Below are 17,185 nucleotides of genomic sequence, written 5' to 3' on the forward strand. Positions count from 1 at the left end.
TTTTTGCTGCCCGTTGCTCGGTCTCACGATCGAATAGGGCAAGATCGCGCTCCAGCCGGCGTAGCCCTTCCGCGACACCGTTCTCCAGCACTAAAGAAATGCCAATGCTCTCGATATCGCTCACGCTATGACCTTTCTGAGCTGCGTGATCAGGCTGTCGCGGATAGCCGCCCGCTCCTGTCCCCCTGGCGCCAGAAAGGCCTGGGGCGCGGTCTTGCTATCGCCCTGCTCACGTCGCACCAGGTCGGGCGATCTGACTGACAGGCGTATATGCCCGGCCGCGATCGCCTCGATGGCAATGGCCTCGGGCGGTTGATCTGCCCGCAGATGCGCAATCTCCGCCATTTGCTCTGCGGCTGACTGCAAAAGCGTGTGGCCGATCTCGTCCCAGTCGAGCCGAAGAAGGCGCTGAAGGTCTTTCATCATTCAAGCCTCCCAGCTCAGCCTGTCCCAGTCATAATGGGCGCCGTCCATCTCCCCGAGCGCGACGGCGAAGGCGCGCCGCTCGACCAGCGGCAGCGCAAAGGCGGTATCGAATGGCACCCCGTTCTTCACAAGAAAAAGACACTCGATCAGATCGGGGTGCCGGCTGAGTTTCCCGCTTGGTCTCGAACCTCATCCTCGCTCGATGGGGGTTCCAGAACGGCACTGGCAGCTTGCAGACCGGCATCGCCCAGGCGCTGCACAAGGGCCTCGATCTGATGCTCGTTGCCGGGCAGCGGTACAGGCACACCGTCGATCGCAGTGACGGAACACGCGACCATAGCCATGCCGAGATAGGGCTGGTTCTGCGCCAGAACTGGCCCCACGGCCTTGAAAAGCCGTAACTGGTCTAGGGCATGCGGCGGGCGCACCGTCAGCACGCGGCCGGCATTGTCGATCGTTTCGACGGCCTCGGTTCCCTGCAGCAGAGAAGCCGCAGGTCCGGTCACGATACCCGGCTCCGGCTCGTCGCATAGAATTCCAAGCGCTGCTTGACGCTTGCGTCACCCTTGTAAAGGCCAGACGAGGCAAGCTTGAAGACAACACTGCTGAATTGATACGTGGATGTAGAGCCATCCACTTCATCGATATATTGATAGAGCGTGCCGGCCGCCGGCGTCGTGCCGGCCATGTATGCCTGCTCGATCTGTGCCAGCATGTCGTCGGCGGCCGAGGAGCCGCGTTCAAGGTCGAACGCGCCCTCCCATCCCTTTGGCAGCTCGGCGCCCAGCATGGTGCCGTCCATGCGATCGACGCGGACGGAGGCCGTCATCTGCCGGCTTTCAAAGCCTGTAACATGCTCGAGGTCGACGCGGCCGAAAGGACCGAGCACGACAACTTGGCAATCCTTGCCGGTGGAGAAGCTATTGAACGCCATGGTGCTTATGCTCCACTACGAATGGGGGCTGCTGGCCAGGGTCTGACTGGTAATTTGCACCGTCTGTCCGCCTTCGACATTGACGATGAACTTCTCGTTGATGCCCTGGTATTGGACTTGAACGTCTGCCTGCACATAGCCCAGTGCGGTCCGGCTGCCGGGATTGTTTGAAATGTCGCAGATGACGGAGAAGGGTTGCGTGCCGTTCGTGCTGCCGAGCAATCCTTCCGTCAGCATGGCCTGCAGATAGGACAGCAGCGTCGCACGGATATTCTGGAACAGCGTGCTGTTGATGACCTGGCCGACATACAGCCCCATCCCGGCGGAGAGGGTCGCGGCAATATAATTCGTCAGCCGCGTGTAATTGTCTCCGTTAACCGCAGCATTCGAGGAGGAGTTGTGGCCGCAGCGCACACCCCAGTAGCTGCCACCCGGCTGTGGGTTGCAGATGACGTCGATGCCGTTCTGGAACAGAAGCTGCAGTTCGGCTGTGGAATAAGTGCTGGTCTGCCCGGAACTGATAGTGCCGCTGCGTTGGCTGCCGGCGATGCTGAACAGCGGCTTGTTGAGACTGGACTGCTCGGGCGAGAGGTTTACCAGCCTGCCCGCGGCGAAGCCCTGGGGAGAGACCAGGCGAAGCTGCGCATTCACCTGATCGTTCCAGTAGATCCAGTCGCCAAACATCAGCTTGGCGGCATAGCTATCCAATCCGGCTGCCGCCTTGGTGCTGACGGCATTGGCGGTCGTGTCGTCTGAAGGGCCGGTCAGGATCATGTAGATCCCTTCGGACAGACCGAAAGCCGCCTGCGTCGTATATTGGGTACTGTCGCTGGCATCCGCCAGCAGGGCCACGGAACAGCCCTGGCCGCGGAGCGCATACATGCCCCTCCGCGGCACGGCATCGCTGCCGACGAGACTGCTGGCGGTCACATTGGCTGCGCCATCGGTTCCTGGCGTGCCGGCTGAGAAGCTGAAAGTGCCCGCAACCGGCGCTGCCGTGCCGCCGGCATAGGCGGCGGTCACAACCTGAGAGGCGCCACGCAAAGGGCCATTGCCTGTATTGATGGCCAGCACCATCGCCTGCCACAGGGCGGCGCCGGTACCCGTGATATTGTCGAAGACCTCGGGTGTGTTGGCCGGCAAAGCGATGGTGATGCGCGTGCTTCCGGCCTGAGACCCGGCGGAGAGTGATACGCTGATCCCGTTGCCGTAACTGCCGGTGTTGATGGCCGTCAGCGTGATCGCGTTCTGCAGGGTCAGCGTTGCCGCGGTGTCGGTGCCGTCGGTGACACGCACGCAGCGAAAATTCTGCGCACCCTGCTGCACAGCGGTCGCAAGCTGCGTGCCCATGTCGAACAGCCTGGGCATGACGGGACCGAAGGCCGCGGCATATTGCGCCATGCTGCCGATCGTGACCGGCTGGCCCACCGGCCCCCAGCTGGCGCTGCCGACAAGGCCGAGAACATCCGTGGGCACGCCGTTCAGGAGCAGCGTCTGTGGCGGCACGATCTGCACGTAAAGATCAGGCACCACCAGCGCCGTCGTATTGATGGCGCCCTGTTGCACGATGGGCATGGGACTTCCTTGGAACTAGCCGAGAAGCGGCGCGATGGTGCCGGCAGGCGTGGCCAATGTTCCTGTGCCGAAAACCATCGCCGGCTGCGCGGCGGTGAGGATGGTGGCGTAATCCGCGCTGTAGATCAGGTCGCGGCGGTAAAGATGGGCATTTTCCATCTGGTCGATCGTCGCGCCGCCTTCGAGGGTGATGCGGGCGGATGTCCCGTCGGCCAGACTCAGGAAACTGGTATTGGCCATGGCACCGTCGATCGTGCGGGCCGTCAGATCACGCAGATAGGGGTCAGGGCACCAGCAGCTAACTCTAAAGGGTTGCATCTGGCGCCGCGTTTCACGAAAGGCGGATTGCGCCTGCTCAATCCGCGCAAGCAGCGATGCAGCCCCCGGGACTGCCAAAATTGCATTGGAATTCTGCACGAAGTAACCGGCGGCCGTTATCTGCGCCGCGAGCGAGGCCGCAATCAAAGCGGCCGTATCGCCAGGTTGCACGAGATAGACAAAAGTCGTGCCGTCAACCGCGACGCCCGCCATCTGTCCGGCGGCCGGAGTTCCGGTGAAGGTCACTATATTGTGCCGCACGACAATGCTCAGTGTAGGTGCGACTGCGGCTGTCACAGTCCATTGCGCGGGGTAGCGCGTGGTATTGCGCGGCGGTCCCGACGGGAAGACGCTGACGTTGACTATTCCGTCAGCCAGATCGGCGTTGAGCGAGGCCGTGGCCGGCCAGCCGCGATAGATGCGGCAGGTGGCAGCGCTCTGGCCGAGAACGGATGCCGCCGTCGCGCCATTCGGATAGATCGCGGCCGCAATCGCGGCGACAAGGGCGGTCTCGACATCGGCTTGATCGGCCATGTCAAGTCACCGCCTGGGCGGCCGTCAGGCGCCAGCCAAGGTCGCTGCGTTCAACGGCGGTGATGACCGCGGTCAACCCGGTCTCATCGCGCATGAGATCGTTGGCACGCAGATCGGTCACGTTTGACCTGGGCAAGGCTGGCAGCAGAATGGTCCAGCTGGCCGGCCCGGGCTCCCCGGGCAAAGCGCCTGCGCTGCGGCTGCCGCCCGACTGCACCAGCATGCTTGCCGGCCATGTATCCAGAACCGGCACCTGGCGCGGCGGTTCAACACCGCCATAGGCATTGATCCCAACAGAATTGGCGCCAGAGGCACGGCTGATGGAGATCGTGGAGTTGGTTCGCACACAGACGGACGGCAGCAAGGGCGGCTGGGCGGCGATGAAAAAGGTGCCGCCCGCGCCAACCAGATAATCGCCCGGCTCAGTATAGCCTGTGTCATGAACCGCAAACCACAAGGGCTGCCCATAGCGCGCGCTGCGATGCCAGTCCTTGTCTTCGCCGTGGATCGCGACTGGCAGCCGCAGCAGGCGATTGCGTGGTGCAAGCGGCGCCATGGCGCCTTTGGGGCGGAAGACATCATAGGCGTCCCCAATGCGCTGTGCGGCCTGTCCCAGGCCGCGCGCGACCCGGTCCTGCATCCGTTTGGGATCCATCATACCACCAGTGTTACGCCAGGATCGGCAAAGCTTGGGCCCGGCGGCAAGCCCAGAAAACTGCACAAGCGCCGGCGCCATTCGTCCAGCAGGGACAGGCGATCGCGCAATTCATCCTTGTTGCGGGTCCAGACCGCAGCCTGGTCCGTATCAAGCCCCTGGCCGGATTGCGGCACCGCCGCTTCCAGCCCGCGCAGCGTGCCGAGATAGGTGCGGCAGACCGTTTCCTCGGCACTGGAGAGGTTGTTCAGCCTGAATTCGAGCAGGCCATAGGCCTGAAAGAAGCGCCAACCCTGAAAGCCGCTGGCCCCGGCACCATAGGCAGGATAGCCGCAAAAGCGCCGTATATCGGTCTTCTCAGCGTCGGTGAAGGCCATATCGTTGCTCGCTCAATATGCGGAGCCGGACCCGCGGGTGAGATAGACGGTGCCGCTGCCGCTCGCGAGAATGACGGCCGCCGCTGCCACCGTGGCGCCCACGGTCAGCAGAAGCTGCGCGCCTGCGGGCACCGGCAGACTGCTGGTCGTGGCGATCACGCTTGTGCTGGCACCGAGGTTGAGGAAGGCGATGCTGCTTGTGGTGTTGAAGACAAGCAGGGAGGGGCCGCTGCCGCCCAGCGCCACGGCATTGCTACTGGTGCCGGCGGCGACGCTGACGGTGGCTTCCGGGCTGAAGGCGGCGATGCTGCCGCTGGCCATGGCCCTTACCCCACATGCTCGACCATCACCGCGCGCTTGAAGGCGGCATTGGTCGCGGTTGGAACGGTCAGAGGCGTCGTCGTGGTGTCCGATGGCGCGCAGAAGCCGCCGATCCAATACCAGCTTTGCGCGATGATCTGCTGCAGCCTGTCGATCGGCTCCCGCGTGACCATGGCGACGTTGTCCACGATCGTGACGATTGAGTCCTTCGGTGCCACATCGTCGGCGCCAATGCCGGCAAAGTCGCCTTCGATCAACGCACCCTGGCCACAGATGATCGGCCGGCGGACATAGAGATTCGTGAGCGTCGGATGCGGCTGCACGAAAGCCTCCGTGGTCGGGATGAAGCGCAGCCCGAGGAAGTCGTTCACCAGCCCATCCTGAAAGACAGCGTTGCTGGAAGTCGCACCCGTGAACAAGGTCTTGAAATCGGGGTCCGCAAACAGCTGTCGGGATGAGACGGGGTCCAGATAGCAGTTGTAGACGCCGTCAATCTCAGGCACGGCATTTTTGCGCAAAGTCGCCACGGCATCGAGCAGATTACCCATTGCCAAAGTGTCAGTTGCCTGCAGCTGCGTGGTATTGGTGCGTCCGCCTGGCCGTAGAATGGCGCTGGCCGTCGCCGCTCGCACCGAATTGCCGGTCGTGCCATCTGCTACCGTGACATTGCTGCCGAAGGTCAGCTCGCCAGAGATGCCGTAAGGCGTGGTCGATATATTCGTAGCGTCGGCCACGGTGCCGATCAGCGTGTAGATATCGCTGCCCACGGTCACGGTCAGCGGATTGGAAGCGGAGACGCTGGCTTGAACCCCGTTGACGAAAGCGTTTTGAAAGCCGCGAATATCGTCGACCGAGATCGTCGGACCGGCGCTGGTGAGTGTCTCGGATACGCGGGTGTTGCCGCCGAAATAGGCACTGAACAATGCGTTCCTTGCCAATTCATCCAGGCTGCGTGCGGCCTGTTCGCCGTTTGTATAGGCATTCTGCAGAAACTGGCTGGCAATGCCGACCCGGCTTGTGACCATATTGAGGTCGGCGGTCGCGGCATAAAAATTCAGCGTCAGCGTATATTGCTCAATGCCCCAGCTGCCTGGGGTGAGCCCATTGTCGAGGTTGGTATTCAGGGCAGGGGATAGCGGGATGGTCACGCTCGGCTTCAACCCAGTCCGCGTTTTGGTGAGGGTTTCGCCGATGCCGACCGCGATCTCCTCCCGGTCCGCGACGGCGCGGTAGCCCAGCCGTGACCGCAGAGCCTGCTGAAACTCCCGCTCCAGGAAGCCCTGCTGGATGATCGGCTGCAAGGCTGCCGGAAAATTCTGGATGCCCATGGCGATCCTCTCAATGCTGATTGTCAGAAATAAAGGTCAGATGCGACGCAGAATCGCGGCGCGGGCCGTGCGGTATTCGTCTGGCGTCATGTCGGTCGCCTGTTTGGCGCGGGGTGGCTGCTGCGGCGGCGGCACAGTGGTCGTGCTGGTTGAGGTATGACCGAACAGCCAAGGCTTCTGGCGCCGGAAACGGTCCATCAGCGTGGCAGTGCCGGCGACTTCGCCCTGATCGCTGATCGTCAGCGAGGTGGTATCGAGCAGTTTGAGCCCGTCCAGATCGACCATTCCGGCGCGGATGGCTTCAGCTTTCAGCTCTGCCATCAGCTGGCTGGTCCGCGCCTGTTCGGACAGTGATCGTATCTTCTCTTCCAGGGATGCAGCATGTGCCCGCAGGGCTTCTATGCTTTCGGGTTCTTCTGCCGGCGAGGGCACGTCAGCTGTCGTCATGCGGGTTGTCCTTTGCAATCCGGTCCAGTTCCGCCGCGACATCGGTGATGCCATAGGCATCCGCGATGGTGCGGACCGCGGTTTCGCGGCTGATCTGTCCTGATGCCGCGAGGGTCGAGAGGGTTTGAGCTTCGGCCAGCTGATCGGTAGCCGAAGGCGGATACCAGCGCGGCCAGTCCAGCGTGAGACGGGTGTCGGCCGCAGCTTTCGGCGCGTGTCGTCCAAGAACCGTGATCGGATAGCGGTCCGCGGCCCGTAAAATCATCCGCAGCAGCGGCAGAATACCGTTCGTCCCGTAGGAGATGCGCAGATTATCGGCGAGCCAGATCAGTCCTTGGTTCATCAATTCAAGGGCACGCCCCGATTGTGCGGCCGCGATACGATCCGCAGACGACCGATTGCCGTGCACGCTCTCAAGCGCCAGTTCCCGCAACACGCGGACATAGTCGATGACCGCATTGGCCGCGGTACCGCCGATTTCAAGAAGCTTCGCGTCACCATCCTTGCTTACCAGCAGGGCGTTGCCGGCACCTTTGATGATGTCCCGGTCTGTCGTGGCCGGTTCCTTGATCAGCAGGGTGGGGTCGGAACTATAGGTCAGGCCGCGGCCTGCCTGAGAGAGCTGGTAATCGATTTCGATGCTGGTCTCGATCGCAGCGCGGAACGTGCAGCCGCCATCGGTGCTGTCGCCGCCGGGAAGATTGCGGACCCAGACCAGCGGTACGAATCCGAGCCGATGATGGATCGAGCGGTCTTCATCGACGATGGGGCCACCCGGCGGAGGGACACCGACGGGCCACGGCTGATACCAGGTCTCGCTTTCGCTATCCCACTCACGGCAGAACCAATAATCGGTGTATGCGTCGGATACGTCGTAGCCTTGCGCCTGCAGCGCAGTGCCACGAACCTTGTATTGCTCGGTCACTTTTTGCAGCGTGCCGGGGGCATCCTTCCGCCAGACGGGGGTCAAAAAGATGCTGTCGAGCGCTGAGAGATAGACGCGGCCCTTCAGAATGCACAGCAGCAGAGCGACCGACCCTACAGAACCGCGCAAGGCCGCGTCCGTCATGACAGCATTCAGGCCGCAATCCTGGACCAGATCGGCTAAAAAGGCGCGTAGTTCAGGATCATCGCAGAGAACGCGGGGAAAATGCCCTTCGCTGAACAGGAGTGCGACGCTATCCTCGACCACCGTGCGGCACAGGGCATAGCGGATGGACGGACGCCGCTGGCGAATGGGAATATACTCGCCGCCGGCGCCGCGCTCCTCATGGAACTGATAGGGCAAGACATCATACAGCGTGCCGTTCAGGACGCGTTGCAGCAGGTTAAGCTCCGCGACGCGCGCCGGATAATCCGTATCGCGCGGCAGCAGGGCACGCAGTGTGTCGAACATGGGTGTCCGTGTCGTAGGAAGCGATTGACGTCCTCAGCGCGCCAGCAGCGAAATATGCATACGGCGCGCGGGCTTGGCGGGTGCCACCAGCGTCATGAAAGCACGAGATAGGGCATCGACCTGGTCGTCTTTGGCGCCATGAGGGAAGTCACGCAGCTCTTCGACAAAAGTCCGATTCCAGGGCGCTTGTATGAGACTGACATTACCGGCCTCAATCTGTGCCGCAACGGGGCTGGCGCGGGTGAGCTTGGACCCGGTCTCGGGCGATGACCGGACAATATATCCAGCCAATTTTCGGGTCAGATAGGCAATCTGAGCCTGGCCGGCCTGGCCGGGGTCTTGTGGCAAAGCGATCACGACGGCCGCACCGTCCTGGCTGGCGGCCGAGATGATGGCGGCCTCCACCTCGCCCGGGGTGCCCCGCAGGCGTCGAATATCCTGCACGATGAAGCCGTCATGCTGGTCGCGTTCCAGCCTCAGCCCGACTGTCCAATCTGGATCGCGTCCCGGCGCGGGCACGGCAGCGGCCAGATCCCAGGCGCGGACAGCGGCCATGCTGTCAAATTGGCCAGCGTCGGTCACTCTCAGTCTTTCGGTAAGGAACAGCCCGCCTGCAGGCGGCCGCGGGTCTTGCTGGAACAGCGCCGCAAAGGCGCGCTCGCCCATGGCCGTCTTCTTGCGCAGCAGCGCCTCGGCATCTTCCCAGTCCGGCCATAGTGCCTCGCCCGGGCTGCGTCCAAGCGGATCGGGCGGCACCGCCAGGGCTGGCAATCTGAGGACGCTCCAGCCGGTCTCCATCTCCTGGATGCGGCCTCCCAGGTCGTCCTGGTGCCAGCGTGTCATGACAAGAATGATGCGGCCGCGCGGCTTCAGGCGCGGTACCAAATCGGATCTGTACCAGTTCCAGGTATATTCGCGCGCAAGCGGCGAATCCGCTTCTGCCCAGGATTTGACGGGGTCATCGATGATAACAAGATCGGCGCGCCGACCTGTGATAGGGCCGCGCAAGCCGGTTGCGAAATATTCTCCGCCGCAGCTGGTGCGCCAGCGATGCGCGGCGCGCTCGTCGCCGGCAATGCCGTAGCCAAGAATGCCTGCCTGCTCTTGCACCAGGCTTCGTGTGCGACGGCCGAAATGGCTGGCAAGACTGTCCGTATGACAGCAAGTGATCAATGCGGCGCGTGGATGGCAGGAAAGGTACCAGGCAGGAAACAGGATCGAGACATAGGTTGATTTGGCTGATCCCGGCGGCATCAAGACCATGAGCCGGTCGGTCTCGCCGCGGCCGACCGCTTCCAACGCGTCCATGAGGAGGCGATGATGACGCGCCGGGCTCTGATCCCACGGTGCCAGAACATGTTCAGCCCAAGCCGGTAGCCCCAAATCCATCCGGGAAGCGGGGCCTTTCTGATCAAGACTATGATTTGAATGGCTGGAGTTGAAATTGGTCGTTAAATCAATTTCCGAAAGACATGCTGACGTCAACGACGCAAGAAACCATCATGAGTATTTATATAAGGAATTCTGGGGTGTTTGTCCAGAAAAAATTTACGGTAACAAAATAAAAAATCTAGACCAGAACCTCTTCGGCAATTCCAAAGCGTTGCATGTAGCCGCCGAAGAAACCCCGCTCCCGCTTGGCATCAAGACCATGTTCTGAAAATTGGTAGACATTGCGGCCATAGCCGCCCCGTTTTTCGCGGTTCATCTCGATTTCCATCGAAGCCCGAGCCTCGGGACTGAGCACCATGCCAAAATGACCATAGAGGCGGCCGATGGTGTTGATGGGATCGGCCGTCAACTCGCGATACTGCACATGGCAGATGCCAGGCTCGTTACTGTGAGCCGAGTCATGACTGTCAGCGGCGCGCATCATCGCCTCCACGCCCTGGTGCCAGCGTCCAGTCACCTGATCGCCGATCTCCGTCTTGTTCGGGGCCCCTGTAAAAGGCTGGCGCAAAATCTCGGTCAGTTTAGCGACGGAGGGCAGGACCTTCAGCGGATCACGATGGACAAAGACCACGCGGGCGTCTGGATAGACACTGCGCAAGGCATCCAGAGCGAAGACATGGTCTGGGCATTTCAGGACCCATTGTACGGCGTCAGGCAGGTCGCTGCTTTGGTGCTGAAGATGTTGGAGGAAGCGCTTGTGAAAGCGATAGGCCAGATGATGCCCCTGTCCATCCAGCCAGTCGAGATAACTTGGAATACGAAAGGTCGTATCGAATCGCAGCGACTGAAAGACCTGTGCTGTGATTTCGGTGCATTCCTGGGGCATGCGGGCCGTCAGCGGATGCACGTCCCGAAAGCCTGGCGCGATATAGGAAAAATAGCGGAGGTCGCGATCCGTCTGTGCAATCCGTTTGTCGGGGCCCTTGGCAGGGGGATAGGGTGCCATGGTTTGCCAACAGCTCGGGCTGCGGGTCATGGGATCGCAATCCAGCAGACGGTGCATGAAGGTCGTGCCGCTGCGAGGCAGTCCGGTGATGATCATAGGGTGGTGGATCGGCGTCTCGGCGATCGAAGGTGCCGTGCTTTCCTCTTGCCACATGCGCATCAGGTTTTGCAGGCAGCGGATCGTATCCCAGCGCACGGCGAAGCGTCCGAAAACCGACAGATTGGCCTCTTGCTCGAGAGCGCTCACCAGCACGGCCAGGCCTTCGGCAAACTGGCTCAAGCCGAATTCCGGCCCAAAGGCAGTTGCGGGAGCACCGGCCAGAGCTGCCTCTATCATGGCCTCCGCGCTGAGGGGGCGGCGTCCAAGCCCGGTCACCCGTGACATACGATCAGCGAAAGACAAGGCTGAGGAGGCGATTGTCACGGTCGAGAGTTTTCCTTACGCACCTGCGCGGGGTAGCGGTCCGCTCATAGGCGGTCAAGCGCAGGTGGTGTCCGCCCTGGCATGGCGGTCATTCTCTGGTCCGTACAGTCATTTGATTTTGGCCGATATCTGCAGCTTGGCGCCGCAAAGCATCCAGAATGATGCGGATGCCGTCGCCATGCCAGCGTTGAACCGCCTTATGATCGGCGTTCATCAGTTCGCCGAGGCGTCGCCAGGAAAAAAGATGGCGTCCGCTGACCGGGTGGACAAGAGCGCGGCATCCGACGATTCGGCGCAGAAGATATCGGTCCTGCGGGATGAGCGCGAGATAGCCCATGGCCTTGTCCATACGGCTGATCCGGCTTGCGGAAGGCAAGGGCGCCCGAAGCTCGGCCATGGACCAGCCATAGGCCTCGGCTGCCTCTCTAAGGACAGGCAGGGTTGTGGTCCGCAGCCGTGGGGAGAAGCCGGCCGGCGGCATGGCGAGAAGCGTGGAACCTGCTTCTTCCAAGCACGCGACCAAACCTTGAAATTCGGGCGAGTCGCTTGGTTGCGGGCGGGAAATCCGGCGATCTGCAATGCGGCGTTGGGACATCTGCTGGCGTGTCTGCATGTACGGGTCCTTGCATGGGGGAAGCCTGGCCGCAAACGCTCTATGGCGATGGTGGAGGGCTGGCATAAAATTTGCTTTCGGTGACACTGCAGGTCTGAGGGGGCGGCCGAGGCTCGGCCAGGGTTGCTGCGGTAAGAGCATCGAGCAATATGGCCTAGAATACTGGTTTCATAATCATAACGTTAGATTAACTAACAATTTTGGGCAAGAGTAAATTGAAACGAAAAGTGGAGGACCGTCCGAGTGCCGAGCATGCCGGGCTTGGGCAGACTGATGCGGCGGGAGAAGATGTCAGTGTCGCATCGCGCATCCGCCAAAGCCGTCAGGCTTTAGGGCTTACGCAGGAGGAGCTTGCGCGGCGTATAGGGGTCTCACGGAGCGCGGTTGCGCAGTGGGAAACGGATCGGACGGGGCAAGTACGAGCCAACCTCACCCGCGTCGCGGCTGTCCTGGGTGTTTCCGCCGGCTATCTCCTTGCAGGGGACCAAAATCAGGCATTTTTGACGGCAGAGGGCGCGGATGAGCGGGCGCTTCTCAATCTTTATCGTTCCTTGAGGGAAGATCAGCGCGCGGAACTCTTGCGCTTGGCGCATGGTCTGGCGGTTCGCTAGATCTGGAATCTGATCGATCTGTCCGATCGATGACCGTGCTGCGATGATCCTGCGGGGTTAATGTCGATCCTCGCGGTTTTATCACGTAAAAGTGATACCCTTATCGATCAACATGTTTCTCATAAGAAACAAGAGTGGCTATTCTGATCTGCCCGCCAGGGAAAGTGGACGTTGTATTGCAATAATGAATCGATGGTCGCTATCGCGTGTGCGGCTTGAAAAATCTTGCGCAAAGTAAGCAGTTTAGCTCACGCCGTTAGGCTCTCGTTGATTTTCTTGGCGTAATTGGCTGGCGGGGCTCGCCACTGCGGCATCATGCGGCGGGCATAGCTTCAGACAGGAGATATGACGAGTATGAGCCAGTCGGTAACGACAAGTGGCGGATCGACTCCCTCACAATTCAGCGGAGGGGGATCTCAGGCGAGTTTCACCAATTTTTTGAATGGGTCGACGACTTATACCGTCTTCTCGGGTAGCGGGGTGACGACGGTAACCGGTCCTGTCGTTTTGGCTTCGGCAAACACGGCCGTCACGCTGTCCGGGGCCAGTGCTGTCGCCGATACGAGCGCTGGCGGTAATGCCATCACAACGCAAACCGCCACCTCCGTCTACGCCGCGCCGAACGATACGGTATCCTCGGCCGCCGCGACGACTCTGTTGGGCGCAAATAGTGGCGTGACGAGTTTTTCTCTGACCGGTTCCGGCAGCTCCGTTACAGGTGGTAGTGGCGGCTTCGTCGGGACGGCATCAGGCGCGAACAGCACGCTCGTTGGCGGCACAGGGACCAGTATCTATCATGTCACGGGTACCAATTCGCTGGCTGTTGCCGGTTCTGCCGGCATTACAGGCATCGATGAGTCAAAAAGTACTGGTGCGGAAACCATCGCGACAAATCCGCTGGGTAATTCCGGCACGCTCGTTGCCATTCTCGGCAGCGGCGCTGACAGCGTCATTGGCGGCGGGGGTGCCTCGACCATCACCGCGGGTTCGGGTCATGATGCCTTCTTGTTCGTCAAGGGCCATGCCGGGGGCTCCGAGGTCATCATCGGCTTCACGGCATCCGACAACTTTGGCTTTGCCGGCTATGGTTATACGGCCGCCAATCTACCAGCTGAGCATGTGGGCCCTATAGGTGACGTCATAACGCTGAGTGACGGCACCACCATCACGCTCGCCGGCTTCGACCACAAGCTCTTCTGAATATGTCAGCGCAAGGCCAAAAACTTTGGAATGCAGTTTTTGGCCTTGCCGATTTTGTGGCTCTATCAATCGTAGCTCGGCGCGGGGTTGCACGCCGATAGCCGGTCAAAATGCTCGAGGATGAGCGCGATTTTGCGGAAAAGGATGGTGACGTCAGCCAACTCCCGCTCCAAACGCTCATCGGGTGCGAGATGCGACAATGACGGCTCACCCGAGATAAGCCGTGCCCCAGCCGACACCCGCAACGCGGCCGCCGCGTCTCCATTAAAGGTGACTGCAACCGGTTGGCCAATATGGCAGCGACGCCGCAAAATAGCCTGGTCGGAAGCTGAGACGAAATCGGTCAGCGTGCTGGTCAAATCGGCATTGAGCCAGATATAGGCTTTGCGGGCGGCGGCGAGATCCAGGAAGCGGGTCTGCTGCCCCGCGACGGCGCTCGTCATCCCTTCTGCTCCGCGGCCTGTAGGCAGGCTGAGGACGAAGCAGCGAATGGTCTCGGTCAAATCCCAGTCCGCGGCACTTTCCCCGGCCGGATTCTCGTTGACGGAGGTCAGGCCCGGCGTCGCGGCGATACAGCGCTCTACGTGACCTACGAAGCGATGCAGTATCTCGCGTCGCCGCTCTCCGGGCACTTCAGCAAAAGCCTGCATTTCAGCAAGGGCCGCCTGCCAGCGCATCACCAGTCCATAATTGCCACCGAGTGGACTCGGCCCGTGTTCCAGGCAGTCCACACCGGTCTGTTCCCGCGGCCATTCAGCGCGGCCTGTATAGAGCGCCAATCCGCCGGGCAAAGCGCTCTCGGCAAGCCGGCTGGTGACAGCAGCCGGCGCCAGCAGCGCGCCAGAAAAGGGGGGGCCGGTAAAGAATTTCGACCCTGTGATCAACACCATCCAGCCGCGAGCCAGATAGTCGCGAATCGTGCCGGGATGAAGTCGCGTCTGGCAAGCATCGACGATGACATCCATAGCCTGCCCATGGCTCTGCCAAAGGCTCATGACGCAATCGATGCCCGGTGCCCGCAAGCCGGTTTTGGAGACGTCCAGTATATGGAGCACAGGCCTCCGGCCGGCGGCGATGGCTTGTGTGACGGCTTGAACGCAATCGGCCTCGATCGCGCTCGGCGGGCGGACATGGCCCTGCTCGTCTCGCACGGCGATGGAGATCAGGGCGGTATCACGGCGGAATCCGTCCACAGCATCGCCCTTCGTCACAGCGACGCCAAGCGCGGTATCGATCGCGAAATGCTGGCCGCGGGCAGCCAAGGGTACGCCGCTTCCGGTCTCTTCCGGGGCCAGAAGAATATTGGTGATGGGGCGGTCCTCCGCAGCGCTGGCCAGAGCGAGAGAGATAAGCTCCGCATCCGTCCCGGACGGCGCCAGAATCACCCCCGTCCCACGGCTCAGGTTGAAGTGGTAGGCCAGCGCCGCCCGCACACGGTCCGCTTCCTCAAAAACTGCCGCGGCAGCCGACCCGGCGAAGCCCGAGGCGATCATGCGCCGCCGTGCGGCTTCCGCACCCAGATAGCCGCGTTCTGAGACGGAGGAGGCGGTGGAGGAAGCGAAGGTCACAGCCCAAGGGCGCGGCCTATGGCTGCACCCATACCCGTTCAGGCCGGTAAACGGATCAACGCCCAGCCTGGCATCGCCGCCCTGTTCCATCAGCCACTCGCTCGGAGCGAGGATCGACCAGCAATCGACGAGTTTGGCATGGGACGCGGCGCTGAGGTCCTGGCCGACGCCTCTCTCTTGATAGACGGCAAGCTTTGCCCATAGCCGCCTGGCCGTGCTCAGGTCGGGTGCCGCATAGCCCGTCAGTGGCGCAATCCATCCGGGCAAAGTGGCCCCGGCCGAGCCGTAGGTCTCCAGCGCCACGGCCAAAGCCGCGCAGCGGGCAGCGGCAAGCCCGGAAAGCGCGGGGTCCGCCATCTTGCTCAGCCAGGCCAGCTCCATCGCGTGGCGCATATGAAACAGGCTTTCCGCCGATGCCGCGAGCAGGGGGCTGCCGATCAGGATCTGGCTTTGGTCCAGCAGCAGAAACGGCTGAGCCAACGAATCATCGACGCGGATATCTAGATCGGAGAAGAGAATTCTTAGTTCGGGCTGATGCAAAAGCTCGGTGATCGCAAGCGGCATAACATCGGGCTGCATCAAAGCTCCCCCTATCCTGTGGCTCGGGTCGGATTCATGCGACGGCACGGCTTTGTTGCGCATCCGCGCCCCCAGCCGACGTCGTGCCGTCCCGGCAATAGACACTCTTCGCTGCTGCCTTGAGGAAAGGTCGTGCATCCGAAGGATGACATAGACACTGTCCACATGACACTCGACGCAAGATTATCCTGCTGATGGCGATAAGGCCACGCGTTTCTTCCTACGGTCGCGGAGTGGACGGAAAACTGCCGATGACCGCTCGAAGGCGATGTCACAAAACTGCAACGGGACTGTCATCTCACTCCCGGCTATCCCCTCGTAAACGCCTCGCACCGCGGTCGATCGGATCGCAGTTAATCAGGCTTTGGAGAGAATCATGTCGGACGGCAATCTGGTCCCGCGCTTAACGCGCGCTCAATTTCTTAAATCCGTGAGCCTGGCGGCTGTCGGCCTCGCGCTTCCCGGCGTCGTTGGCGCAGCGCAGGCCGCCGACGTGACGATCCTCGAGACCGGCTCCAGCCTGCTCTATCCGCTCTTCAACCTGTGGGTGCAGGGCTACAATAAGATCGACCCGAGCCTTCGCGTTACGACGCAGAGCACGGGCAGCGGCACCGGTATCGCCCAGGCGATCGCCGGTATCGCGCAGATCGGCGCGTCCGACGCCTATATGGCGGGTCCGCAGGTCAAGAAGCACCCCGACATGCTCAACATCCCCCTGGCGATCTCCGCGCAGAACGTCATCTACAATCTGCCCGGCCTGAACGGCAGCCAGCTCAACCTGAGCGGCCCGGTTCTCGCCGGAATCTACAGCGGCAAGATCACGTCCTGGGATGACGCCGCGATCGCCGCGATCAACCCTGGCGTGCCGCTTCCGAAGCATACAATTCTCCCGATCCACCGCACCGATGGCAGCGGCGATACCTTCATCTTCACGCAGTATCTGACGAAATCGACCCCGGCGTGGGCGAGCAGCGTCGCTTACGGCACCACGGTCAGCTGGCCGGCAGTTCCGGGTGGCATCGGCGCTATCGGCAATCCTGGCATGGTGCAGACGACGGGTCAGAACCCCTATTCGATCGCCTATGTCGGCGTCAGCTTCCTGGCGCAGGTTCAGGCCGCTGGTCTCGGCGTCGCCCTCCTGCAGAACAAGGCCGGCAAGTTTGTCCTGCCCAATCCGCAGACCATTGTCGCCGCCGCTTCCGGCCTTATCGACTCAACCCCGCCGGATCAGCGCATCAGCCTGATCTTTGCGGATGGCGAGATGGCCTACCCGATCATCAACTATGAATATGCCATCGTGAACTCGAAGCAGCCGAACGCGGCGCTCGCCAAGGCCATCAAGGGTCTGCTGACCTGGGCGATCGATCCCAACGGCGGCAGCTCTGGCGACTATCTCTCCAAAGTGCATTTCGTGGCCCTCCCGGACAAGATCCGTCTGCAGAGCCATACCCGCATCGCGACGATCGCTTCCTGATCGCATGA

18 protein-coding genes are annotated in these 17,185 nt (G+C 61.7%); 3 read left to right on the forward strand and 15 right to left on the reverse strand.

From position 1 onward, the window contains the following. Positions 1-120: 120 nt before the first annotated feature. From AC3G7M_RS07715 to AC3G7M_RS07780, 14 genes are all read right to left on the reverse strand, one after another. On the reverse strand, positions 121-426 hold the full coding sequence (locus tag AC3G7M_RS07715) for a hypothetical protein (RefSeq protein WP_489215347.1): 306 nt from the start codon (positions 424-426) through the stop codon (positions 121-123). A 146-nt stretch (positions 427-572) separates the two neighbouring features. Continuing rightward, the gene (locus AC3G7M_RS07720) at positions 573-932 is read right to left on the reverse strand and encodes a hypothetical protein (RefSeq protein WP_489215349.1); all 360 of its coding nucleotides are present in this window, start codon (positions 930-932) and stop codon (positions 573-575) included. Then, entirely contained in the window at positions 929-1,360 is a 432-nt protein-coding gene (locus AC3G7M_RS07725) for a hypothetical protein (protein ID WP_489215351.1), read from the reverse strand. Before AC3G7M_RS07725 ends, AC3G7M_RS07720 begins: the two co-directional genes overlap by 4 nt. A gap of 15 nt (positions 1,361-1,375) precedes the next feature. Next, positions 1,376-2,935: a phage tail protein gene (locus AC3G7M_RS07730; RefSeq protein ID WP_489215353.1), complete on the reverse strand. Its 1,560-nt coding sequence runs from the start codon at positions 2,933-2,935 to the stop codon at positions 1,376-1,378. Between the two features lie 15 nt (positions 2,936-2,950). Continuing rightward, a complete protein-coding gene (locus AC3G7M_RS07735) occupies positions 2,951-3,787 on the reverse strand; it encodes a hypothetical protein (protein ID WP_489215355.1) in 837 nt (278 codons plus the stop codon). Position 3,788: 1 nt separating this feature from the next. After that, positions 3,789-4,427 carry a hypothetical protein gene (locus AC3G7M_RS07740; protein WP_489215357.1) on the reverse strand — a complete coding sequence of 213 codons (639 nt, stop codon included), beginning with the start codon at positions 4,425-4,427 and terminating at the stop codon, positions 3,789-3,791. 14 nt (positions 4,428-4,441) lie between these two features. After that, positions 4,442-4,819: a hypothetical protein gene (locus AC3G7M_RS07745; protein WP_489215359.1), complete on the reverse strand. Its 378-nt coding sequence runs from the start codon at positions 4,817-4,819 to the stop codon at positions 4,442-4,444. A 12-nt stretch (positions 4,820-4,831) separates the two neighbouring features. Next, positions 4,832-5,140, reverse strand: coding sequence for a hypothetical protein (locus tag AC3G7M_RS07750; protein WP_489215361.1), 309 nt, complete (start codon positions 5,138-5,140; stop codon positions 4,832-4,834). 5 nt (positions 5,141-5,145) lie between these two features. Then, positions 5,146-6,468 (reverse strand): DUF4043 domain-containing protein, encoded by a 1,323-nt coding sequence (locus AC3G7M_RS07755; protein WP_489215363.1) that lies wholly within the window; start codon positions 6,466-6,468, stop codon positions 5,146-5,148. Positions 6,469-6,504: 36 nt separating this feature from the next. Beyond that, positions 6,505-6,915, reverse strand: coding sequence for a phage scaffolding protein (locus AC3G7M_RS07760; RefSeq protein ID WP_489215365.1), 411 nt, complete (start codon positions 6,913-6,915; stop codon positions 6,505-6,507). Further along, on the reverse strand, positions 6,902-8,311 hold the full coding sequence (locus AC3G7M_RS07765) for a phage portal protein (protein ID WP_489215366.1): 1,410 nt from the start codon (positions 8,309-8,311) through the stop codon (positions 6,902-6,904). The genes AC3G7M_RS07760 and AC3G7M_RS07765 overlap by 14 nt, the downstream gene beginning before the upstream one ends. 33 nt (positions 8,312-8,344) lie before the next feature. Continuing rightward, entirely contained in the window at positions 8,345-9,619 is a 1,275-nt protein-coding gene (gene terL / locus AC3G7M_RS07770) for a phage terminase large subunit (RefSeq protein WP_489215368.1), read from the reverse strand. A gap of 262 nt (positions 9,620-9,881) precedes the next feature. Beyond that, a complete protein-coding gene (locus AC3G7M_RS07775; protein WP_489215370.1) occupies positions 9,882-10,988 on the reverse strand; it encodes a sulfotransferase family protein in 1,107 nt (368 codons plus the stop codon). A gap of 232 nt (positions 10,989-11,220) precedes the next feature. Then, positions 11,221-11,745, reverse strand: a complete 525-nt coding sequence (locus tag AC3G7M_RS07780) for a DUF6362 family protein (protein WP_489215372.1) — start codon at positions 11,743-11,745, stop codon at positions 11,221-11,223. A 227-nt stretch (positions 11,746-11,972) separates the two neighbouring features. Here AC3G7M_RS07780 and AC3G7M_RS07785 point away from each other — a divergent pair, with 227 nt between their 5' ends. Together AC3G7M_RS07785 and AC3G7M_RS07790 are read left to right on the forward strand one after the other, a co-directional pair. Next, entirely contained in the window at positions 11,973-12,356 is a 384-nt protein-coding gene (locus tag AC3G7M_RS07785; RefSeq protein WP_489215999.1) for a helix-turn-helix domain-containing protein, read from the forward strand. A gap of 354 nt (positions 12,357-12,710) precedes the next feature. Then, positions 12,711-13,556, forward strand: coding sequence for a hypothetical protein (locus AC3G7M_RS07790; RefSeq protein WP_489215374.1), 846 nt, complete (start codon positions 12,711-12,713; stop codon positions 13,554-13,556). A gap of 65 nt (positions 13,557-13,621) precedes the next feature. Here the strand turns inward: AC3G7M_RS07790 and AC3G7M_RS07795 are convergent, their stop codons facing one another. Beyond that, positions 13,622-15,703, reverse strand: a complete 2,082-nt coding sequence (locus AC3G7M_RS07795) for a hypothetical protein (protein WP_489215376.1) — start codon at positions 15,701-15,703, stop codon at positions 13,622-13,624. A 376-nt stretch (positions 15,704-16,079) separates the two neighbouring features. Between AC3G7M_RS07795 and pstS the strand changes: the two genes are divergently transcribed. Beyond that, entirely contained in the window at positions 16,080-17,177 is a 1,098-nt protein-coding gene (gene pstS / locus AC3G7M_RS07800; RefSeq protein ID WP_489215378.1) for a phosphate ABC transporter substrate-binding protein PstS, read from the forward strand. The last annotated feature ends 8 nt before the right edge of the window (positions 17,178-17,185 follow it).

It is taken from the genome of Acidisoma sibiricum (assembly GCF_057837225.1).